The organism is Nocardiopsis halotolerans DSM 44410 (assembly GCF_000341065.1).
GTDB classification, from domain to species: Bacteria; Actinomycetota; Actinomycetes; order Streptosporangiales; family Streptosporangiaceae; genus Nocardiopsis; species Nocardiopsis halotolerans.
Map to the genome: position 1 here is coordinate 17,991 of NZ_ANAX01000176.1, position 21,083 is coordinate 39,073.

The 21,083-nt window shown below is 72.9% G+C and carries 16 protein-coding genes; 9 read left to right on the forward strand and 7 right to left on the reverse strand.

From position 1 onward, the window contains the following. Positions 1 to 33 precede the first annotated feature (33 nt). Both D455_RS34540 and D455_RS0113575 read left to right on the forward strand, forming a co-directional pair. Positions 34 to 357 carry an MFS transporter gene (locus D455_RS34540; protein WP_017571260.1) on the forward strand — a complete coding sequence of 108 codons (324 nt, stop codon included), beginning with the start codon at positions 34 to 36 and terminating at the stop codon, positions 355 to 357. 156 nt (positions 358 to 513) lie between these two features. Then, positions 514 to 2,235, forward strand: coding sequence for a glycerol-3-phosphate dehydrogenase/oxidase (locus D455_RS0113575; RefSeq protein ID WP_017571261.1), 1,722 nt, complete (start codon positions 514 to 516; stop codon positions 2,233 to 2,235). Between the two features lie 33 nt (positions 2,236 to 2,268). Here D455_RS0113575 and D455_RS0113580 read toward each other — a convergent pair whose 3' ends face one another. Beyond that, a complete protein-coding gene (locus tag D455_RS0113580; protein ID WP_026122602.1) occupies positions 2,269 to 3,255 on the reverse strand; it encodes an ABC transporter substrate-binding protein in 987 nt (328 codons plus the stop codon). Positions 3,256 to 3,440: 185 nt separating this feature from the next. Here D455_RS0113580 and D455_RS0113585 point away from each other — a divergent pair, with 185 nt between their 5' ends. From D455_RS0113585 to D455_RS0113605, 5 genes are all read left to right on the forward strand, one after another. Next, positions 3,441 to 4,469 carry a hypothetical protein gene (locus D455_RS0113585; RefSeq protein WP_026122603.1) on the forward strand — a complete coding sequence of 343 codons (1,029 nt, stop codon included), beginning with the start codon at positions 3,441 to 3,443 and terminating at the stop codon, positions 4,467 to 4,469. Between the two features lie 56 nt (positions 4,470 to 4,525). Next, entirely contained in the window at positions 4,526 to 4,996 is a 471-nt protein-coding gene (locus D455_RS0113590; RefSeq protein ID WP_017571264.1) for a hypothetical protein, read from the forward strand. A 56-nt stretch (positions 4,997 to 5,052) separates the two neighbouring features. After that, positions 5,053 to 6,612 (forward strand): 3' terminal RNA ribose 2'-O-methyltransferase Hen1, encoded by a 1,560-nt coding sequence (locus D455_RS0113595; RefSeq protein WP_017571265.1) that lies wholly within the window; start codon positions 5,053 to 5,055, stop codon positions 6,610 to 6,612. Further along, positions 6,609 to 9,212: a polynucleotide kinase-phosphatase gene (locus tag D455_RS0113600; protein WP_026122604.1), complete on the forward strand. Its 2,604-nt coding sequence runs from the start codon at positions 6,609 to 6,611 to the stop codon at positions 9,210 to 9,212. The genes D455_RS0113595 and D455_RS0113600 overlap by 4 nt, the downstream gene beginning before the upstream one ends. Before the next feature lie 311 nt (positions 9,213 to 9,523). Next, a complete protein-coding gene (locus D455_RS0113605) occupies positions 9,524 to 11,956 on the forward strand; it encodes an endonuclease/exonuclease/phosphatase family protein (RefSeq protein WP_017571267.1) in 2,433 nt (810 codons plus the stop codon). 101 nt (positions 11,957 to 12,057) lie between these two features. On the opposite strand, the gene D455_RS0113610 is transcribed toward D455_RS0113605, so the two are convergent. From D455_RS0113610 to D455_RS0113630, 5 genes are all read right to left on the reverse strand, one after another. Then, the gene (locus tag D455_RS0113610; RefSeq protein WP_017571268.1) at positions 12,058 to 12,810 is read right to left on the reverse strand and encodes an ABC transporter permease; all 753 of its coding nucleotides are present in this window, start codon (positions 12,808 to 12,810) and stop codon (positions 12,058 to 12,060) included. Beyond that, positions 12,810 to 13,550: an ABC transporter permease gene (locus D455_RS0113615; protein WP_241480247.1), complete on the reverse strand. Its 741-nt coding sequence runs from the start codon at positions 13,548 to 13,550 to the stop codon at positions 12,810 to 12,812. The genes D455_RS0113610 and D455_RS0113615 overlap by 1 nt, the downstream gene beginning before the upstream one ends. Before the next feature lie 11 nt (positions 13,551 to 13,561). After that, positions 13,562 to 14,461, reverse strand: coding sequence for an ABC transporter ATP-binding protein (locus D455_RS0113620; RefSeq protein ID WP_017571270.1), 900 nt, complete (start codon positions 14,459 to 14,461; stop codon positions 13,562 to 13,564). 130 nt (positions 14,462 to 14,591) lie between these two features. Continuing rightward, positions 14,592 to 15,287 carry a response regulator gene (locus tag D455_RS0113625; protein ID WP_017571271.1) on the reverse strand — a complete coding sequence of 232 codons (696 nt, stop codon included), beginning with the start codon at positions 15,285 to 15,287 and terminating at the stop codon, positions 14,592 to 14,594. Beyond that, positions 15,284 to 16,603 (reverse strand): sensor histidine kinase, encoded by a 1,320-nt coding sequence (locus D455_RS0113630; protein ID WP_017571272.1) that lies wholly within the window; start codon positions 16,601 to 16,603, stop codon positions 15,284 to 15,286. The genes D455_RS0113625 and D455_RS0113630 overlap by 4 nt, the downstream gene beginning before the upstream one ends. Before the next feature lie 462 nt (positions 16,604 to 17,065). On the opposite strand from D455_RS0113630, the gene galE reads away from it, so the two are divergent. Both galE and guaA read left to right on the forward strand, forming a co-directional pair. Then, positions 17,066 to 18,079 carry a UDP-glucose 4-epimerase GalE gene (galE, locus tag D455_RS0113635; RefSeq protein WP_017571273.1) on the forward strand — a complete coding sequence of 338 codons (1,014 nt, stop codon included), beginning with the start codon at positions 17,066 to 17,068 and terminating at the stop codon, positions 18,077 to 18,079. A gap of 92 nt (positions 18,080 to 18,171) precedes the next feature. Continuing rightward, on the forward strand, positions 18,172 to 19,752 hold the full coding sequence (gene guaA / locus D455_RS0113640; RefSeq protein ID WP_017571274.1) for a glutamine-hydrolyzing GMP synthase: 1,581 nt from the start codon (positions 18,172 to 18,174) through the stop codon (positions 19,750 to 19,752). A gap of 114 nt (positions 19,753 to 19,866) precedes the next feature. On the opposite strand, the gene D455_RS0113645 is transcribed toward guaA, so the two are convergent. Beyond that, positions 19,867 to 20,967, reverse strand: coding sequence for a winged helix DNA-binding domain-containing protein (locus D455_RS0113645; protein ID WP_017571275.1), 1,101 nt, complete (start codon positions 20,965 to 20,967; stop codon positions 19,867 to 19,869). Between the last annotated feature and the right edge of the window lie 116 nt (positions 20,968 to 21,083).

The window sequence follows — 21,083 nt, forward strand, 5'->3', positions numbered from 1 at the left end:
CTCGCGGGCACGGCCGGAGCGGGCCTCACCGCGGTGCTCTTCGCCGTCGCCGTCGCGGCCGACTCCTACTGGGCCATGCTCCCCGTGGTCGTCCTGCTCGGCGTCACCGCCGGGACCACCTACCCGATCGTGTTCACCGCCGCCGGAAACGCCGTCGACGAGGCCGAACGGGGTGTGGGGTCGGCCATGGTGTCCACCTCCCAGCAGATCGGCGGTGCGGTCGGACTGGCCGCGCTGGTCGCGGTCGCCGACGCGGCGGCCGGTGCGGGCGGAGCCGGTCTCGGGGCCGCCTCCCTCGTCGGAGGACTGGCCACCATGGCCGCCGCTTTCCTGGCGCTGGGTCTGCGCGGGAACTGACCTCCGTCCGACGGTCCCGCCCGCCTCGTCCCCTCCCTCGGTCTCCTCCGATCCACCTCCCCGGGACACGCCGGTGCGGCGGGNNNCCCTCTCCGATGGACACGGGCCCCGGCGGGTATGCGCCTGGGAGGGACACCATCGAGACGGAGGAGACGGATGGCTACCACCTGGCTGGGACCGAAGGGGCGCTCCGAGGCGCTCGCGTCGATGGCCGACGAGGAACTCGACGTCCTCGTGGTCGGGGGAGGCATCGTCGGGGCGGGTATCGCCCTGGACGCGGTCTCGCGCGGACTGTCCACGGGGCTGGTCGAGGCGCGCGACTTCGCGTCGGGCACCTCCAGCCGATCCAGCAAACTCATCCACGGCGGGCTGCGCTACCTGGAACAGTTCGACTTCGAACTGGTCCGGGAGGCGCTCCAGGAGCGCGGCCTGCTGCTCACCACCATCGCCCCGCACCTGGTCCGCCCGGTGCCCTTCCTGTTCCCCTTCTCCCACCACTGGGAGCGCGCCTACATCGGTGCGGGCGTCACCCTCTACGACGCCCTCGCCCTGACCTCGCGCAACAACCGGGGGCTGCCCGCGCACCGCCATCTGAGCAGGTCCGGCGCGCTGCGGGTCTTCCCCGCGCTCAAGCGCGGCGCCCTCGCCGGGGCCATCCAGTACTGGGACTGCCAGGTGGACGACGCCCGCTTCGTCACCACCGTGCTGCGCACCGCCGCCGGGCTGGGGGCCAGGATCGCCTCCCGCGCCCAGGCGGTCGGGTTCCTGCGCGAGGGTGAACACGTCGTCGGCGCCACCGTCGCCGACCTGGAGGGCGGCGGTGAAATCCGTGTCCGCGCCCGCCAGGTGGTCAACGCGGCCGGCGTGTGGACCGACGACATCCAGGAGATGGTCGGCGGCCGGGGCCAGATCCACGTCAGCGCGTCCAAGGGCGTCCACCTCGTGGTGCCGCGCGACCGCATCCAGGCCTCCTCGGGGATGATCCTGCGCACCGAGAAGAGCGTCCTGTTCGTCATCCCCTGGGGCCGACACTGGATCATCGGCACCACCGACACCGCCTGGGACCTGGACAAGGAGAACCCCGCGGCCAGCCGTGCCGACATCGACTACGTCCTCGACCACGTCAACCAGGTGCTGCGTACGCCCCTGGGGCGGGACGACGTGGAGGGCGTCTACGCGGGCCTGCGCCCGCTGCTGTCGGGGGAGTCGGAGGAGACCTCCAAGCTCTCCCGCGAGCACACGGTCGCCCACCCCGTGCCCGGGCTGGTCCTCATCGCAGGGGGCAAGTACACCACCTACCGCGTGATGGCCAAGGACGCGGTGGACGCGGTCGCGCACGGCCTGGGCGACGGGCTCCCGGCCTCGGTCACCGACCGGCTGCCCCTGGTGGGCGCCGACGGGTACTGGGCGCTGTACAACCAGCGGTACCGGCTGGCCCGCAACGCGGGCCTGCACGTCTCCCGCGTCACCCACCTGCTGCGCCGCTACGGCTCCTCGGTCCACGACCTGCTGGACCTGATCCGGGAGCGCCCCGACCTCGGACGTCCGCTCGCGAACGCCGACGACTACCTGCGCGCCGAGGTCGTCTACGCGGTGGAGGCCGAGGGCGCCCGCCACCTGGAGGACGTCCTGTCCCGGCGCACCCGGATCTCCTTCGAGACCTGGGACCGCGGTATCGCCGCCGCCGAGGAGGCCGCCGAACTGCTCGCCGGCCCCCTGGAGTGGAGCGAGGACCAGGTCAGGCGCGAGGTCGAGTACTACCGCAAGGGGATCGAGGCCGAACGCGCGGCGCAGGAGCAGGACACCGACCAGGAGGCGGACGCCGTCCAGCACGGTGCTCCGGAGATCGTTCCGGAGGCGAGCATCAACCGACCCTGAACCGTCCCGGACCCGTACCCGGGCACGCCGTCCTCAGGCGAGCTGTCCGATGACCGGTTCCAGTTCGCCCCTGAGCCAGCCCAGCCCGATGGGCGCCGGGGAGTTCAGGGCGTTGGCGAAGGCCAGGTCGGCGTAGTACACCGTCGAGGCCCCGACCGCGGGCAGCGTCTGGAACAGGGGGTCCTCGTCGAGTCGGGCGCGGTCCTCCTCGGTCGGGGCCCACACCATGAGGACGTCGGCGTCGAGTTCACCGGTGCGCTCCAGGGGCAGCGGATCGCCCAACTGGGTGTTGTCCTGGTTGTCCGCCGGGGTGAGCCCGAACAGTTCGAGCACCGAACCGTTGCCGAAGGAGTACCCGGTCGGGTCGGCGCGCACCCACTGGTAGGTCCTGGACCCGATGTCGGGCACGGAGGAGCCGACCTCGGCGAACTCGTCGCTGACGGAGGCGATCAGTTTCTCGGCCTCCTCCTCCCCGCCCAATGCCCGGGCGGTGGTGCGCAGGCGCGTGTCCCAGTCGACGTTGAGGGCCTCGGAGTCCGGGGCGACCGTCGGCGCGATCGCGTTGAGCCGCTCGAACGTGGTCGCGTCCGGAACCTGGAAGGTCTGCGCGAGGATCAGGTCGGGCTGGACCGAGGCGATGGCCTCGAGGTCGGGTTGGCCGTCGGACGTGAGCAGACCGGGGTCGGCGATCCCGGCCAGCTCGTCGGCCATCCAGGGGGTGGCGGTCTCCAGGCTCGCCGGATCGGCGGCGACGCTGACCGGCGTCACCCCCAGGGAGATGGCCTCGTCGGCGGTGGCGAAGCCCAGGGCCAGGACCCGGGTCGGGCTCTCCTCGACCGTGACCTCGCCGTGGTGGGTCCGGACGGTCACGGGATAGTCCCCGCCGCCTCCGGCGGAGGGCCCCGGTTCGCCCTCCCGGGCCGCGCCGCCGCACCCGGTCACGGCGACGACCGCCGCGACCACCACGGCCGCGCGCCGACCGGTGCGGCCGACCGCCGCACGAGCTCCTCGAATTCTCAACGTAGGGCACCTTTCGCTCGACACGGAGTACGGCTCCGCGCTGCCAGCGGCCCCGGAGCGCCGGATGGGGGCTCTCACGCCGCTCGTTTGATGAAGGTAAGCCTTACCTTACTGCTTGGCTTCCGGGTTCCTCCACCCGGCGTACGCGGTTCCACGGGCCATCCGGGACGGCTACGCTCGGTCGCATGTGGCGATTCGTGCGCAAACCAGGCAGGGTGCCACGGCGGGGCGCCGAGATCGGGGCACACCTGGTGCCGGAGGCCTTCGGGGCCGACCCGGTGCTGCGGTCCGCGTGCGACGCGGCACGCGAGGGTGACCTCGAAGCCGGTCTGACCCTGCTGGTGGAGAGCCGTGACGACGCCGAGACCCGCGTGCTGCGGGTCGAGGCGCTGGCCAGGGCCATGGCGGACACGCCCGGGGAGGTCGCCGCGCTCCTGAAGACCGGAGCGGACCAGGCCGACACCGTGCTCTGGCTGGGGCACGCGCTGCTGGCCCGCGCCCTCGCCCGGCCCGCGGGGGACACCAAAGCCGACGAGAAGGGCTTCTCCGCCGCCCTGCACGAGGCGGCGGAGGCCCTGAGGACCGCCGCGCGACTGCGCACCGACGACGCGGCGCCCTGGGCCGGGCTCCAGACCATCGTCATGGGGCTGGGCGCGGGCCGGGAGGAGAAGGACCGGATCTGGCGCGAGATCACCGCCCGGGCCCCCCACCTGTTCCCCGCCCACATGGTCCGCACGCGCACCCTGTCGCCCAGCCGGGGCGGCAGCGCCGAGGAGATGCTCGCCTTCGCGGGCGCCACGGCGGACACCGCGCCCACCGGCAGCCCTCTGCCTTCCGTGCTCGCCCTCGCCCACGCCGAACACGTGCGCGTCGAGCAGAAGCGCCTGCGCGCCGAGGGCAGCAGCGCCTACATCGTCGACATGGCCCTGGGCCGCCTGCACGGGGAGTCGCTCCAGGAACTGTTCGCCCTCGCCCGGGCGTGGGTCGCCGAGGCGGAGCCCCACATCCGGGACGCGCAGGCGCACCACCTGTTCGGCTGGGCCTTCCACCGGACCGGGATGACCGAGGCCGCGCGCTGGCACCTGACCGCCGCGGGAACGACGCGCTGCGACACGCCGTGGTCGTTCTTCGGCCCCTCCCACACCGAACTGCTCCGTGCCATGGTCGATCTGGGGGTGGACCCGGGACAGCAGGACCCCGGAGGCCGGACCTGAGCGCCTGAGTACCGCTACTCAGGCGCGGGGAGGAGGATCTCGGGCACCCTGTGGGTATGACCCACCGCCCCCACGCCCCCGTCGCCGTGCCGCGCGCGATCCTGCTCGCCGCGATCGCGGCCTTCGCCTCGGTGCTCCTGGCCCACCTCCTCGGCTGGGCGGTCAGCCAGCTCATGGAGGCCGCGCACACCGCCCCCGACGCCAACATCGGTGCCGCCCTGGCGCTCCTCCTCCTGCCCGTCCCCCTCGCCGCGGTCCTGGTCTGGCCCCTGGTCCGGACCGTCCGGTTGCCCTATCCCGCGATCACCGCCCTGACCAGCACGCCCCCGTACCTGCTTCTGTCCGTGGGGGTGTGGCGGCTGTGGACACCGATCCTGGACCGTGTCCCGGTCGACTCGCCCCTGTCCACCCTTCCGGTGTCCGTGGCGACCCTGGCCCTCGCCAACGCGGTGGCCCTCACGGCCGTGCTGGCCACCGTCGCCGTGTTCACCACCCGCCACCACGCCCGCGCGTTCCGGCGCCGCTGATCCGAAGGTCCGAAAAACCTTCGCCAGGGCAACGGACACTCGGTCACAATGCACGTGTGCTACTGACGATCACGACCACGGCGACCCCCGCGACGGACCTCGGTTTCCTGCTGCACAAGCATCCTGACAGGGCGCAGAGTTTCGAGCAGTCCTTCGGGACGGCCCACGTCTTCTACCCCGAGGCCACGGACGAGCGCTGCACGGCGGCGCTGTTGCTGGACGTCGACGCGCAGGCGCTGCTGCGTACGCGCACGTCGGTGAGCACCCCCGACTTCGCGCTGGCCCAGTACGTCAACGACCGCCCCTACGCGACCTCCTCGCTGTTCACGGTGGCGCTGGGCAGGGTGCTGCGGTCCGCGCTCAGGGGCGACTGCAAGCAGCGCCCCGAACTGGCGCGCACGCCGCTCCCGCTGGAACTGCGCATGCCCGCGGTGCCCTGCCGGGGCGGGGCCGACCGCGTCCGCTCCCTGTTCGAGCCCCTGGGCTGGACGGTGGAGGCCGAACCGGTGCCGCTCGACCCCGGGCTGCCCGGGTGGGGCGACTCCCACTACCTGTCGCTCACCCTCACCGGCACCCTGCGCCTGTCCGAGGCGCTCAGCCACCTGTACGTGCTGCTGCCCGCCATGGACGGCAACAAGCACTACTGGGTGGACCGGAGCGAGGTGGACAAGCTCCTGCGCGCCGGTGGGCTGGCCGTGGAGGCGGGGGAGGAAACCCCCGGGTCCCCCGCGTCCGGGGAGGCCACCGGGGACGGCGGGGAGACCTCCGCCGACACAGGATGGCTCGCCGGACACCCCGAACGCGCCTGGATCGCCCGCCGCTACCTCAACCGCCGCGACGGCTACGTGCGGACGGCACTGGCCCGCCTGGCCGAGGCCGACGACACGGCCGAGGAGGAGGGGGACGACCCGGGGAACGAGGAGGCCGCCACGGAGCCGTCGCACGAGGAACGCGGTCCCAGCCTGGCCGAACAGCGGGCCGGAGCGGTCATGGCGGTGCTGCGCGCCGAGAACGCCACCAGCGTCATCGACCTGGGCTGCGGTTCGGGCCAGCTGCTGGAGCGGCTGGTCGACGACCACTCCCTGGAACGGATCACCGGTGTGGACGTCAGCGTCGTCAACCTCGAACGCGCCCACCGCAGGGTGTGCGGGGGGTGCGGGGACGGGCGGAAGCGCCACCGGCCCCTGTTCGGGGACGGGGCCGGAGGAGCCCGCGCCCGACAGGAGGCGCGGACACGGCGGCCGGAGCTGTTCGTCGGCTCCGTCGTCTACCGTGACGGCCGGTTCGGGGGCCACGACGCCGCCGTCCTGATGGAGGTGGTCGAGCACCTCGACCCGTCGAGGCTGCCCGCGATGGAGGAGAGCGTGTTCGGCTCCGCCCGGCCCCGCGTCGTCGTGGTCACCACGCCCAACGCCGAGTACAACACCCACTACGAGGGGCTGGAGGACGGCTCCTTCCGGCACAGCGACCACCGTTTCGAGTGGACGCGCGCCGAGTTCACCCTGTGGGCGGACCGGGTCGCCGGCGAGCACGGCTACCGCGTCCGCTACCTGCCGGTCGGACCCGAACACCCCGCGACCGGCGCCCCGACCCAGATGGGAGTCTTCACCCGATGAGTGGGACAGAGAGGCCCGAGAGGCCCGAGACCGCCGAGCCACGCGTGCTCGGCGTGCCCGAGATGGGGCTCGTCGTGCTGGTCGGGGTGTCCGGCTCCGGCAAGTCCACCTTCGCCGCCAGGCACTTCGCGCCCACACAGGTGATCAGCTCCGACCACTGCCGGGGCGTGGTCAGCGACGACGAGAACGACCAGTCCGCCAGCGCCGACGCGTTCTCGCTGCTGCACACCGTCGTGGACATCCGGCTGCGGCGGGGCCTGCTCGCGGTGGTCGACGCCACCAACGTGCAGGCCAGGGCGCGACAGGAACTGGTGCGCATCGCCAAGGCCAACGACGTGCTGTCCACGGCCATCGTGCTCGACGTTCCCGAGGCGCTGGCCAGGGAACGCAACCGGGACCGGCCCGACCGCGACTTCGGCGACCACGTCATCCGCAGGCAGCGGCGCGACCTCAAACAGAGCGTCAGGCGGCTCCGGCGCGAGGGTTTCCGCAAGGTGCACGTGCTCCGGGGGCCGGAGGAGATCGACGCCGCGACCATCGACCTGGAACGCGCCTGGCCGGACCGGACGGAGCTCACCGGCCCGTTCGACATCGTCGGCGACGTGCACGGCTGCCGTGCGGAACTGGAGGAACTGCTCGGGGAGCTGGGCTACGAGTTCTCCCGCGACGACCAGGGGCGCCCGGTCGGCGCCCGCCACCCCGAGGGCCGCACGGCGGTGTTCGTCGGCGACCTCGTGGACCGGGGACCCGACAGCCCCGGCGTGCTCCGCCTGGTCATGGGCATGGTCGCCGACGGCGACGCCCTCTGTGTGCCCGGCAACCACGAGAACAAGCTCATCCGGGTGCTCAGGGGAGCCACGGCCCGGCTCACGCACGGCCTCGCCGAGACCATGGAGCAGCTGGCCGGGGAGAGCGAGGAGTTCCGCAGGCGCGTACTGGACTTCTGCGACGGCCTGGTCAGCCACCTCGTCCTCGACGGGGGCAGGCTGGTCGTCGCGCACGCCGGACTCAAGGAGGAGTACCACGGGCGGGCCTCCGGCCGCGTGCGCTCCTTCGCCCTGTACGGCGAGACCACCGGCGAGACCGACGAGTACGGGCTCCCGGTGCGGCTGCCGTGGGCGCGCGAGTACCGGGGTGGGGCCGCCGTGGTCCACGGGCACACGCCGATGGTCAAGGCCGAGTGGTTCAACAACACCCTGTGCCTGGACACCGGCTGCGTGTTCGGCGGCAGGCTCACCGCGCTGCGCTATCCGGAGCGCGAACTGGTCGACGTGGCCGCCCACCGCACCTGGTACGAGCCCGCGCGCCCGCTGGGCGGCGACTCCGGGAAGGTGACGGACACCCGTCCGGACACCACCGTGGACATCACCGACGTCGGTGTCGGCGACTTCCAGCCGGGCGTGGCCGTGGACACCGCCCACGGCCGCGTGAAGGCGAGCGGTGACCACACCCTGGCCGCGCTGGAGGTGATGAGCCGGTTCTCGGTGGACCCGCGCTGGCTGCTGTACCTGCCGCCGACCATGGCCCCGGCCCCGACCTCGACCGAGCCCGGTCTGCTGGAACACCCGAACGAGGCCTTCGCCTCCTTCCGGGGGTCGGGGATCGGGGAGGTCGTGTGCGAGGAGAAGCACATGGGGTCGCGGGCCGTCGCCGTGCTGTGCCGTGACGCCGCCGCGGCCGAGCGCCGGTTCGTACCCGGAGAGCTGGGCACCGTCCACACCCGTACCGGGCGCCCGTTCTTCAACGACCCGGTCCTCCAGGCCGAGGTGGTGGACCGGCTGCGCGATGCGGTCACCGAGGCCGGGCTGTGGGACCGGCTGGGCACCGACTGGGTCGCCCTGGACGGGGAGATGCTGCCGTGGTCGGCCAAGGCCCGGTCGCTGATCCGCGAACAGTACGCGTCGGTGGGCGCCGCCGCACGTGCGGCCCTGCCCGCCGCCGGAGCCGCGCTCGCCGCGGCGGCCGGGCGCGGCGTGCCGGTGGACGACCTGGTGGACGGTGTGGCGCGCCGTACGGAACAGATGGAGGAGTTCAGCCGGGTCTACCGGCGTTACTCCTGGGACACCGACGGCGTCGCCGGGCTCCGGTACGCGCCGTTCATGGTGCTGGCCTCCGAGGGCCGGGAGTACGGGGACGCCGACCACCTGTGGCACATGGCGGTGGCCGAGCGGCTCGCCGAGGTGAGCGGCCTGGTCCGCTCCACCCGTTACCGGGTCGTGGACACCACCGACCCGGACGCGTGCGCGTCGGCCGCGGACTGGTGGGCCGACATGGTCGCCACCGGGGGCGAGGGCATGGTGGTGAAGCCGGTCCTGGGCGCACGCGCCAGGGGACGCAAGGGTCTGGCCCAGCCGGGGCTGAAGGTGCGTGGCCCCGAGTACCTGCGGATCATCTACGGCCCCGACTACACCGACCCGGAGCGGCTGGCGGTCCTGAGGGAACGCAACCTGGGCCGCAAGAGCGGTCTGGCCATGCGCGAGCACAAGCTGGGCCTGGAGGCCCTGGCCCGGCACGCCCGGAGCGAACCGCTGTGGCGCGTGCACGAGGCGGTGTTCGCGGTGCTGGCCCTGGAGTCGGAACCGGTCGACCCGCGCCTGTAGCGGGAGGAGGACGGCGGTCGTGCACGGACGTGTGACGGCCGCCGCCCCCGTACCGGACACCGGGTGCGGGGTGCGCCAGCCCGGTGTCGTGGGCCTCCACGCGGAGGACCGGGGCGGGTGGGCGCGCTTCCCGGCGGCCGTTCCCGGCCGGGGTGGGTGTTGGAGGATTGCACGAGTGCGGGGGGCTGGTCGAATCGTCCGATCGCACTAACTACGCCCTGCTTCGCCTCCTTTTCACGTCGTCTCTTTCGGTCGGACACCACCGGGGGCCATGATGTGCACGCCCGACCCCCGTTCCCCCGGGAGAAGATGTGTCCCCCAACAGACCCGGACGCCTGACCGCGTCCACGTCCGCCGCGGCGGCGGTGCTCCTGGGCATCGGCCTCGCGGCGGCGCCGACCGCCCTCGCCGACACCACCACCCCGGTGATCAGCGAGGTGTACGGCGGAGGCGGCAACAGCGGCGCCGCCTTGCGCAACGACTTCGTCGAGCTGGGCAACCCCACCGGCGAACCGGTCTCCCTCGACGGCTGGAGCGTGCAGTACCTGCCCGCCAGCCCCAAACCGACCACCCGCGTCCAGGTCACCGAACTGGACGGCCGGATCGGCGCGGACGAGTACTACCTCGTACGCCAGGCGGCGGGCGCCGGGGGCGGCGTCGAGCTCCCGACCCCCGACGCCACCGGCGGCGCCAACATGTCCGCGTCCTCCGGCTCCGTCCTGCTCGTGCGGGGCACCGCCCCCGTCACCTGCCGGACCGCCGCGGAGTGCGCCGGGGACGCGTCCGTCGTCGACGTCGTCGGCTACGGTGACGCCGTCGTCCACGAGGGCGCGCCCGCCCCCGGACTGGACAACACCACCTCCGCCTCGCGCGACGCCGACCTCTCCGACACCGGGAACAACGCGGCTGACCTCACGGCCGGGGAGCCGTCCCCCGTCAACACCGCGGGGCGGACCCCGGACGGGGGCGGAGACGACCCCGAGGAGCCCGTCGAACCCGGTGACCTGCGCGTCCACGACGTCCAGGGCACCACCCGCACCTCCCCCTACGAGGGAGAGCAGGTCACCGGCCTGCCCGGCGTGGTCACGGCGGTCAACTCCTTCGGCGGCGCCCGGGGCTTCTGGTTCCAGGACACCGAGGGCGACGGCGACCCGCGCACCAGCGAGGGGATGTTCGTCTTCACCGGTTCCACCACCCCCGACGTGGCCGTGGGCGACGAGGTCCTGGTCGCCGGGCGGGTCAGCGAGTACCGGCCCTCCTCCGGGGCGCAGACCATCACCCAGCTGAGCCAGGCCCGCTGGTCGGTCCTGTCCTCCGGTCAGGAGACGCCCGGGGCCGTCCTGCTGGACGAGGACGCCATCCCCGAGGAGTACGCGCCCCAGCCGGGCGGGGACGTCTCCGACCTCACCCTGGAGCCCGACGTCCACGCCCTGGACTTCTGGGCCGCGCACGAACACATGCTCGTCCGCGTGGAGGACGCCCCCGTGGTCGGCGCCACCGACGACTACCACGCGCTCTGGGTGACGACCCGGCCCGAGCACAACCCCACCGTCAACGGCGGCACCCGCTACGGGTCCTACGACGACCCCAACGCGGGCCGGGTCAAGGTCGAGTCGCTGCTGGACCGCGCCCAGCACCCGTTCCCCGACGCCAACGTGGGCGACACCCTCGCGGGGGTCACCGAGGGCCCCCTCTACTACAGCCAGTACGGCGGTTACCTCATCCGGGCCACCACCCTGGGAGAACACGTTCCCGGCGGCCTGGAGCGCACCGGTGTCCGCGACACCGCGCGCCACGAGGTCAGCATCGCCACCTACAACGTCGAGAACCTCGACGGGCAGGACGACCAGGCCAAGTACGACGAGCTGGCCACCGGGATCGTCGAGTACCTGAACTCGCCCGACATCATCGGCCTGGAGGAGATCCAGGACAACACCGGGCCGGCCGACGACGGGGTCGTGGCGGCCGACGTCACGCTGGACCGGCTGGTCGCGGCGGTCGAGGCGCGGGGCGGCCCCGCCTACGAGTGGCGCCAGATCAATCCGCTGGACAAGCAGGACGGTGGGCAGCCCGGCGGTAACATCCGCAACGCCTTCCTCTTCAACCCCGAGCGGGTGCGGTTCGTTGACCGCGAGGGCGGCGACGCGACCACCGCCGTGGAGGCCGTGGAGGGCGAGCGTGGCGCCGAGCTGTCGGTGTCCCCGGGCCGTATCAGCCCTCAGGCCGAGGCATGGGAGTCCAGCCGCAAGCCGCTGGTCGGCCACTTCCGCGCCCTGAACCGGGACATCTACGTGGTCACCAACCACTTCAACTCCAAGGGCGGGGACGAGTCGCTGCACGGCGTCAACCAGCCCCCGGAGCGCTCCAGCGAGACCCAGCGCCACGCCCAGGCCGCGCTCGTGCGCGACTTCGCCGAGGAACTGCTGTCCGTGGACCCCGAGGCCAACCTCGTGGTCATGGGCGACCTGAACGACTTCCAGTTCTCCCGGACCCTGGAGACCCTCACCGTCGACGGTCCGCTGTACAACCCGATGACGGACCTGCCCGAGGAGGAGCGCTACAACTACGTCTACGACGGCAACTCCCAGGCCCTGGACCACATCCTGGTCAGCCGGGCGCTCGCGGGCCGGATCGAGTACGACGTCGCGCGGATCAACTCCGAGTTCCACGACCAGGTCAGTGACCACGACCCGCAGGTGCTGTGGCTGGACACCCGCCGCAGCACCCCGCCGGGGCGGCCCTGACCGACACCCGGCTCCCGGCGGGACCCCCGCGCCGGGAGCCGGGCCCCGTCCCACGGAGGCGGCCGGAGGACCGGCCGCCTCCGTGGCTCCCGGGGAGGTCCTCAGCGCACGTCCCCGCGGCTCAGCACCGTCGCGGCGAGCGTCCACAGGACGAGGGTGACCGACACCGCCGCGAACACGACGGCGGACGTCGTCGACGGGTCGATGGCCCCGGCGTCGGAGACGGCCGTGCTGCCGAGGCTGAGCGACCTGCTGACCAGGGCCTGGGGAACCACGTGGGCGATCACCCCGCCGACCCCGGAGTAGAGGACGCCGGCCCCGGCCACGCAGCCCAGGAGGCCGAGGGCGACGGGCGCGGCGAAGGAGCGGACCAGCATCGACAGCAGGGACTGCAACGCGACGACCGGCAGTGCGGCGACGACGCCCAGCAGCGCCGCGGCGGTGCTGTGCCAGGGCAGCCAGCCGTCCAGGCCCAGGACGAGTTTCCCGCTCAGGACCACCATCAGGAGCAGGACGAGCTGCATGACCACGACCATCAGGGCGAGCGAGACGAGCTTGGCGCCGAGGATCGCGAAGGCCCGCGCGGGCGTGGCCATCAACAGGTTCCAGTTGTGTCCGCGGTGCTCCATGCGCCACGCGGCCGACGCCATCACCGCGATCCCCATCGACATGAACAGCATCCCGTAGAAGATCACGACCTGCGACCAGTAGGACGCCCAGCCGGAGGAGAGCGCCTCCTCGTTGGCGCCGTAGTTCACGGTTCCCGTGATGACCGCGAGCAGCGGCAGCACCACGGCCATGATCCACAGGGCCGAGCGGCGCAGTTTGGTGAGTTCGGCGAGGATCATCCCCATCACGCCTCCGTCCGGTCGAAGCGGTGGCTGACCGTGCCGAACAGGACCGCCACGAGTACCAGGAACGCGGCCAGCCAGCCGTACCCGGGAGTGATCGGGACGAAGCCGCCGTCGCTCATCCCCATGGGGGAGACGATCGCGTAGTAGCCCCAGGGCAGCACCCGTGCCAGGGCCGGTGGCATCAGCAGGGAGAACACCCCGCAGAACGCGCCGAGCAGCCCGACGCCCATCCCGACGAGCTGGTTCTCCACACGGGCGGCCAGCAACACGTGCAGGCACAGAAGCGCCAGGTCCACGAGGAGCAGGCCGACCGCGTACAGGATCCACGTTCCGAGGGGCAGCGGCACGGTGATCCCGGCGACCAGGCCCGCGGTGACGATCAGGGTGGTCTGTACGGCCACCGCGACCGCCAGCAGCGGTCCCAGCACCGCGACCTTGGCGCGGCACAGCAGCCCCGGAGGGAACCCGGCCACCTGCGACAGCATCCAGCCCTGGCCCTGGTGTTCGATGTCGACCTGCCTGCTGGCCAGTACCGCGACCAGGAGGGGGGAGGTCATGGCCGCGATCATGACGTGGCTCATGAACAGGCTCTCCCACGGCTGGGCCGCCGGGTCGCCGAAGCCCTCCCGGGCGGAGTCCGACATCAGTGTCATACAGCTCAGGGCGACGACGGCGGCCACCATGACAGCGCAGACCAGCACGACCCTGAGCCTGCGCGCCTTGCGGACCTCAAGACTCATCGCGGTCAGCATCACAGCAGCCCCTCACGGCCGGTGAGGTCCATGAAGACCTCCTCCAGGGACTGCTGGACACGCCGCACACCGTGGACCGGCACGTCGCCCCCGACGAGCCGCCGCACGAGCGCGGCCGTGTCCTCGTCGTCGAGCCCGGACAGGCGTACGCCCCCTCCCTCACGCACGGCGGGGATGCCCAGGGCCAGGGCCCGCTCGGGTTCGGGGGTGTCCACGATCAGGTCCGGGGTGCTGCGGGCGAACAGCTCGGACCGCGTGCCCTGGAAGATCAGCCTCCCCTGGCCGAGGATGCCCAGTACCGACGCCATCCGGTCGATCTCGTCGAGCAGGTGGCTGGAGACCATGACCGTGATGCCGTTCTCCGCCAGCGACACCAGCAGTTCACGGATCTCCTCGATGCCCGCGGGGTCCAGGCCGTTGGTGGGCTCGTCGAGGATGAGCAGGCGCGGATCCCGGGCCAGGGCCATCGCGATGCCCAGGCGCTGCTTCATCCCCAGCGAGTAGGCGCGGACGAGCTTGCCCATGTGCTCCTGGAGCCGCACGGTGGCGACCGCCCGGGAGACCTGCTGGTCGCTGAGCCCGAGCATCCGCTGGACGATCGCCATGTTCTCCCGCCCGGTCAGGTGGGCGTACCCGGGAGGGGCCTCGATGAGGGAGCCGATCTCCCGCAGGAGGCGGGGGCGCGTGTCCCGGTTCATGGGCTGCCCGAAGACGGTGATCTCGCCCCGGCTGGGCCGGGCCAGCGACAGCAGCATCTTCATGGTGGTGGACTTGCCCGAACCGTTGGGGCCCAGGAAGCCGTACACGCAGCCCCGCGGCACCCGCAGGTCGAGGTCGTCGACGACCGTGCGCGAACCGTAGGTCTTCGTCAGGTGGTGCGTGGTGATGATGTCGTCCATGGAACTCCTTCCACCGAGGAGCCTCCGGGACCGCACCCGGGGAGGGCATCGTGCCGGGGGAGGGGAAACGCTCTCGTGCCGCGGTAGGAGGGCGGTGCCCGGGGCACGTCCGTCCGGCCGTCCGGGCCGCTCAGGCCTCCCGGAGCAGGTCCTCGCGGTCGACCAGCCCGGCGCGGAACGCGAACAGCACCGCCTGGACCCGGTCACGGGAGCCGGTCTTGGCCAGGACGTGGCCCACGTGGGTCTTCACCGTGGGCATGGACAGCACGAGGCGCTCGCAGATCTCCGTGTTCGTGTACCCGAGCGCCACGGCGACGAGGACCTCCTGCTCGCGCGGGGTCAGGGACTCGACGGCGCGGCGGGTGCCCCTGTCCAGCGGGGCCGACGGGGCGGACGGGCCGCCGAGCAGCGGACGCACGTGCTGGAGCAGCCTCCGCGTGGAACTGGCGGAGACGACCGAGTCGCCGCGGTGCACGGTGCGCACGGCCTCCAGCAGTTCCTCGGGCGGCGTGTTCTTGAGCAGGAAGCCCGCGGCCCCGGCCTCGACGCCCTCGACCACGTACTCGTCGGTGTCGAAGGTGGTGAGGATGACGATGCGGCAGTCCGCTCCCGAGGAGACGAGGGCGCGCGTGGCGCCCAACCCGTCCGTGCCGGGCATCTGGACGTCCATGAGCAGGACGTCGACGGGGTCGGCGCGCTGACGGGTGACGGCCTCCGCCCCGTCGCCCGCCTCCCAGGCGACGGCCAGGTCCGGCTGGGAGTCGATGACCATCGCCATGCCCGCCGTGAACAGCACCTGGTCGTCGGCCAGCCCCACGCGGATCACGCGTCCTCCCAGGGGACCACCGCGCGCACCCGCCAGGTGCCGGTCGCGTCGTCGGCGCCGACCTCCAGGGTGCCGCCGTGCAGGCCCACGCGCTCGCGCATGCCGACCAGACCGTGACCGGGTCCCCGACGACCGCCGCCCGGGTGCGCCCCGACGGTGGAGGGGGGCACGGACGGAGGCGCGTACGGGGACGTGGACGCCCCGGAGGCCGCGGGTACGGCCTCGCGGACGGCGTTGGCCACGACGACCTCCACCCGCCCGGGCGACCACGTGAGTTCGACCCGCACGGCGGCGGTTCCCGCGTGCTTCAGCGCGTTGGCGAGGGACTCCTGCACGACGCGGTAGACCGTCAGGGACGCGGTCGTCGGCAGGGTCGACGGGGCGGTCGGACCGGTACGGCCGTCGCGCGGTGCGGGCGGGCGGCCGTGCTGGACCAGGCGGATCCGCAGACCGGCGCGATGGTACTCGTCGACGAGACCGGGCAGGTCGCCGACCCCGGGCGCCGGAGCGGCCCCGCGGCCCTCTCCGTCGCGCAGGACGCCCAGGAGCTGGTGCAGTTCCGCCGCGGACTCGCGTCCCACCTGGGAGATGGTGGACAGGGCGGCCACCGCGCGCTCCGGTGCGGCGCTCGCGGCGTAACGGCCCCCGTCGGCCTGGGCGACGATGACGTTGAGCGAGTGCGCGAGGATGTCGTGCATCTCCCGGGCGATGCGGGTGCGCTCGTCGAGCGTGGCCAGTCGCACCTCCTGCTCCCGCTGGGTCTCCAGCAGCTGGGCGTGCTCCACGACGCGGGCGAACTCCTCACGGTTGCGCCGGCGGAACGTTCCCAGCAGGGAGAACAGCGCGACGGCCGTCCACGCCGAGAGGACGCTGTTGAGGCGCAGTTCCAGGTCGGCGGAGAGGTGGTCGGGCGGGATGGAGAGGACGGCCCAGGCCGCTCCGGTCAGGAGCAGGACGAAACCGATGGCGCGCCACGGGCGGGGGAGTTCGGCCTGCGCCGTGTAGGAGGCGACCAGGGCGCAGACGCCCACCGGTGTCGTGGGCTGGTCGAACCAGAGGATGTGGAACGCCAGCAGGATCCCCAGCGCCGCCAGGCACGGAAGCGGACGGGTGCGGCGCGTGACCAGGGCGGCGCAGCACGCGGCGGACACGGCGAGGTAGACCCACGACTCTGTGGCGTCGAAGCTGGCCCTCGGCCAGGTCAGCATCGACATGCCGAACCAGACGGCGGCCCAGCACGCGTCCACGGCGAGCACGTGGCCTCGGGCCCAGAGCGTGGCGCGGTCCAGCAGGGTGCGCGGGAACGGGACGGGCATTCCTCCACGATAGGAGCGCGCGGACCGCGTGACCTCGTACCCCGGCATGAGATCGGGCCGGACGAAGGGAGGAGGCGTACCGGGCCGCGGACCGGACGCGGGGCGGTGAGCCGCACGGGAAGGCAGCCCGGTAGGTCCGGCACCCTGCGGTGGGGATCGGTAGCGGGTCGCTGTGCCCCGAGGCGGAGGCGACTGTGAGAACGGACACCGCTCGGACGGATGCGGCGACGCCGCACCCGTCCGAGCGGGACACGGTGGCGTCCGTCACCGGCCCGGAGCCGCCGGACGCCTATCCTGGGGAGCGTCCGCGAGGTGCCGGGGCCGCTCCGCCTCGTTCGTCGCGGTCCCGTGCTCGTGGCGGGGCCCGGCGGTCCGACCTCACCACCGGGACGGAGCCGTCCGAGGTCGAACCCCCGGCCACGTCGGCGACCGTTCCGGCCAGTCCACCAGGAAGGTTGGGACATGAACGTACTGCTCACCGGTGGGGCCGGGTACATCGGCTCCCACACCGCGGTCGAACTGCTCGAAGCCGGGCACGAGGTCGTGGTCGTGGACTCCCTCTCCAACAGCCACGCGGAGGCCCTGCGCCGGGTCGAGCGCATCACCGGACGCACCGTCGCCCTCCATCAGGCGGACTGCACCGACCCCGCCGCGCTGCGCCGGGTGTTCGCCGCCCACCGGATCGACTCCGTCATCCACATGGCCGGGCTCAAGGCCGTGGGCGAGTCGGTGGAGCGGCCGCTGGGCTACTACCGCAACAACCTCGACGCCCTGTTCGCGCTCGTCGAGGTGATGGACGAGAGCGGCGTGCGCGACCTGGTGTTCAGCTCCTCGGCCACGGTCTACGGCGACCCCGAACGGGTACCGATCACCGAGGACGACGCCCTGTCCGCCACCAACCCGTACGGCGCCACCAAGCTGTTCGCCGAGCGCGTCCTCCGGGACGTGGCCGCCGCCGACCCGCGCTGGCACGTCGTCGCCCTGCGCTACTTCAACCCCATCGGGGCCCACCCCAGCGGCCTGATCGGGGAGGACCCCCAGGGCGTGCCCAACAACCTGTTCCCCTACGTCGCGCAGGTCGCCGCGGGCCGCCGCGAGCGGCTGAACGTGTTCGGCGACGACTACGACACCCCGGACGGCACCGGCGTGCGCGACTACCTGCACGTGGTGGACCTGGCCCAGGGGCACCTGGCCGCCGTGGACCACATCGGCGACACCGCCGGGTTCCGCGTGTACAACCTGGGCACCGGGGAGGGCGTCTCCGTCCTGGAGGGCCTGCGCGCCTTCGAGCGCGCCACCGGCGTGCCCGTCCCGTACACCGTGGTCGACCGCCGCCCGGGCGACATCGCCGTGTGCTTCGCCGACCCGTCCGCCGCCGCCCGCGACCTGGGGTGGAAGGCCGTGCGGACCGTCGACGACGCCTGCGCCGACGCGTGGCGCTGGCAGTCGTCCAACCCGGGGGGTTTCACGGGCTGAGCCGGAACGCACATGTGGACAGGGCTCTCCGAGCACGCGCGACGTCCTAGACTGGACGGACATCCCTGTACTCCTGCGGAAGGTCCTCCGTCGTGTCCGTTGGTGCTGAGAGCACGTTCGACACCGTTCTCGTCGTCGACTTCGGTGCGCAGTACGCGCAGCTGATCGCGCGCCGGGTCCGCGAATGCCACGTGCACAGTGAGATCGTGCCCTCGACCATGCCCGTCGAGGAGATGCTCGCCAAGAAACCCAAGGCCATCATCCTCTCCGGCGGGCCGTCGTCGGTCTACGCGGAGGGCGCCCCGAACCTGGGCCCCGAGCTGTTCGAGACCGGGGTGCCCACCTTCGGTATCTGCTACGGCTTCCAGGCGATGACCCGGGCCCTGGGCGGCACCGTCGACCGCACCGACCTCAGCGAGTTCGGCCGCACCGAGCTGTCGGCGGTCACCGACTCCCTGCTGTTCGCCGGGATGCCCGCCGAGCAGCTGGTCTGGATGTCGCACGGCGACTCGGTGGTGAGGGCTCCCGAGGGCTTCGCCACGACCGCCAGCACCGCGGGCGCCCCGGTCGCCGCGTTCGAGGACACCGGTCGCGGCCTCTTCGGCGTCCAGTTCCACCCCGAGGTCCTGCACACCGAGCACGGCCAGGAGGTGCTGCGCCGCTTCCTGTACGAGGGCGCCGGGTGCCGCCCGACCTGGACGATGGTGAACATCGTCGAGGAGCAGCTGGAGCGCATCCGCGAGCAGATCGGCGACAAGCGCGTCATCTGCGCACTCAGCGGCGGCGTGGACTCCGCCGTGGCCGGCGCCCTGGTGCAGCGCGCCGTCGGCGACCAGCTGACCTGCGTGTTCGTGGACCACGGCCTGCTGCGCAAGGGTGAGGCCGATCAGGTGGAGAAGGACTTCGTCGCGGTCACCGGGGCCAAGCTCAAGGTCGTGGACGCCGAGGAGCGGTTCCTGTCCGCGCTGGCGGGGGTGGCCGACCCCGAGGAGAAGCGCAAGATCATCGGCCGCGAGTTCATCCGCGTGTTCGAGCAGGCGGCCCGCGAGGTCGTGGCCGAGAGCGGTGGGACCGGCGCCGAGGTCGAGTTCCTGGTCCAGGGCACCCTCTACCCGGACGTGGTGGAGTCCGGCGGCGGCACCGGCACCGCGAACATCAAGTCGCACCACAACGTGGGCGGTCTGCCCGACGACCTCCAGTTCACCCTGGTGGAGCCGCTGCGCGAGCTGTTCAAGGACGAGGTGCGCAAGGTCGGCGAGGAACTGGGCCTGCCCGCCGAGATGGTGTGGCGCCAGCCGTTCCCCGGCCCGGGCCTGGCCATCCGCGTCATCGGCGCGGTCGACCACGAGCGCCTGGAGATCCTGCGCGAGGCCGACGCGATCGCCCGCGAGGAGCTGACCCGCGCCGGGCTGGACCGTGACATCTGGCAGTGCCCGGTGGTGCTGCTCGCCGACGTGCGCTCGGTGGGCGTCCAGGGCGACGGCCGCACCTACGGCCACCCGGTCGTGCTGCGCCCGGTCAGCAGCGAGGACGCGATGACCGCCGACTGGTCGCGCGTGCCCTACGACGTGCTGGCCCGGATCTCCAACCGGATCACCAACGAGGTGCGCGAGATCAACCGGGTGACGCTGGACGTGACCAGCAAGCCCCCGGGCACCATCGAGTGGGAGTGACCGCTCCCCGAACCCCGGCGGGCCCGGTGGACGACACGTCGTCCACCGGGCCCGTTGCCCTGTCCGGGGACGCGCCCGGAGAGCGGTGCGCCGAACGCGGCGACCGGGTGCCGCTCAGCCGGGGGACGCGGCGATCCGTACGCGCTCGCCGTCGCCGTCGGAGAGGAACGAGGCCAGGGCCCGGCCCTCCTCGTCGACGGCGGTCCGTTCGGCCCGGGAGAGGCGGCGCAGCGGGGTGACGGTCACGGTGCCGTCCTCGGCGTCCCAGGTGGCGGCGACCCGGCCGTCGACCAGGGCGACGCGGGCACCGGCGACCGACAGGCCGCGGTGGGCGTCGTCGATGATCCGGCCGCGGTCGTGGTAGCCGAGGACCGCGTTGTCGAACGCGGGCAGGAACCGCACCGGAGCGGGGGTGTCCGGGTCGGGGCGCGGCGCGTCGGGAAGGTCCAGCAGTTCCCGGCCCCGCTCGTCACGGAAGGCGACCAGCTCCCCGCGCAGCGCGGAGACCGCGGCCGGAAGCCCGGCGAGGCCGCACCAGGCGCGCAGGTCGGCCGAGGCGGCGGGGCCGAACGCGGCCAGGTAGCGCCGTACCAGCGCCTGGCCCACGGGGTCGGAGGCGTCGGGGGACGGGGGAGCGACCTCGCGCCCCAGCCAGGAGGACAGCGGAAGGTTGCGCACCCCCGCCTTCGCCCGCCAGAGTCCTCGCGGCGGCAGTTGGGCCATCGGAACGAGGGCGGCGACCACCAGCTCCCCCAGAGCCCGCCGTCCCGCCGTCGGCCAGCGCTCGGCGAGTGCCCGCCCGATCTCGGCCATCGTGTGCGGTTCCCCGTCGGCCATCACCGCCCGGCCCGCCGCGGCGAGCTCGTCGAGGTCCACCCCGTCGAGTTCGCGGCGGTAGGTTCCGAAGGTTCGTTGGCGCAGCATGGCGTCGTGGCGGGACCGCCAGGCCAGGGCGTCGTCGGCGGTGACGAGGTGGACGGTGCGGCGCATGAGGTGCGTCCGCACCACGTTCCGCCGGACGAGCAGGTCGGAGAGCACCACCGGATCGAACGCGCGCAGCCGCGACCAGAGCCCGACGAACGGCTCCTGCGGTTCCTGCGCCTGGAGACCGCCCAGGTGCGCGACGGCGCTGGGGACCGGTAGGTCGGCGCGGTCGAGCAGCAGCTGCCGGGCGAGCGTCGCGCGGTTGAGCGCCCGGGCGTCGAGAACGGTCATCGGGGCCCCGCCCCGGTGTGCTCGCCGGTCGGTCGCCGGGGCGCCCCGTCCGTCCGCGCGCCGCGCGTCCCGTGCTGATCGCGGTAGCCGCTGGTGAGCAGGCCCATCGCCACTGT

What these genes read in the sequence shown, in the direction of transcription:
- D455_RS0113575 (WP_017571261.1), top strand. Translation starts at nt 514, where the DNA reads ATGGCTACCACCTGGCTGGGACCGAAGGGGCGCTCCGAGGCGCTCGCG.
- D455_RS0113585 (WP_026122603.1), top strand. Translation starts at nt 3,441, where the DNA reads ATGTGGCGATTCGTGCGCAAACCAGGCAGGGTGCCACGGCGGGGCGCC.
- D455_RS0113590 (WP_017571264.1), top strand. Translation starts at nt 4,526, where the DNA reads ATGACCCACCGCCCCCACGCCCCCGTCGCCGTGCCGCGCGCGATCCTG.
- D455_RS0113600 (WP_026122604.1), top strand. Translation starts at nt 6,609, where the DNA reads ATGAGTGGGACAGAGAGGCCCGAGAGGCCCGAGACCGCCGAGCCACGC.
- D455_RS0113610 (WP_017571268.1), bottom strand. Translation starts at nt 12,810, where the DNA reads ATGGGGATGATCCTCGCCGAACTCACCAAACTGCGCCGCTCGGCCCTG.
- D455_RS0113615 (WP_241480247.1), bottom strand. Translation starts at nt 13,550, where the DNA reads ATGAGTCTTGAGGTCCGCAAGGCGCGCAGGCTCAGGGTCGTGCTGGTC.
- D455_RS0113620 (WP_017571270.1), bottom strand. Translation starts at nt 14,461, where the DNA reads ATGGACGACATCATCACCACGCACCACCTGACGAAGACCTACGGTTCG.
- D455_RS0113630 (WP_017571272.1), bottom strand. Translation starts at nt 16,603, where the DNA reads ATGCCCGTCCCGTTCCCGCGCACCCTGCTGGACCGCGCCACGCTCTGG.
- galE (WP_017571273.1), top strand. Translation starts at nt 17,066, where the DNA reads ATGAACGTACTGCTCACCGGTGGGGCCGGGTACATCGGCTCCCACACC.
- D455_RS0113645 (WP_017571275.1), bottom strand. Translation starts at nt 20,967, where the DNA reads ATGACCGTTCTCGACGCCCGGGCGCTCAACCGCGCGACGCTCGCCCGG.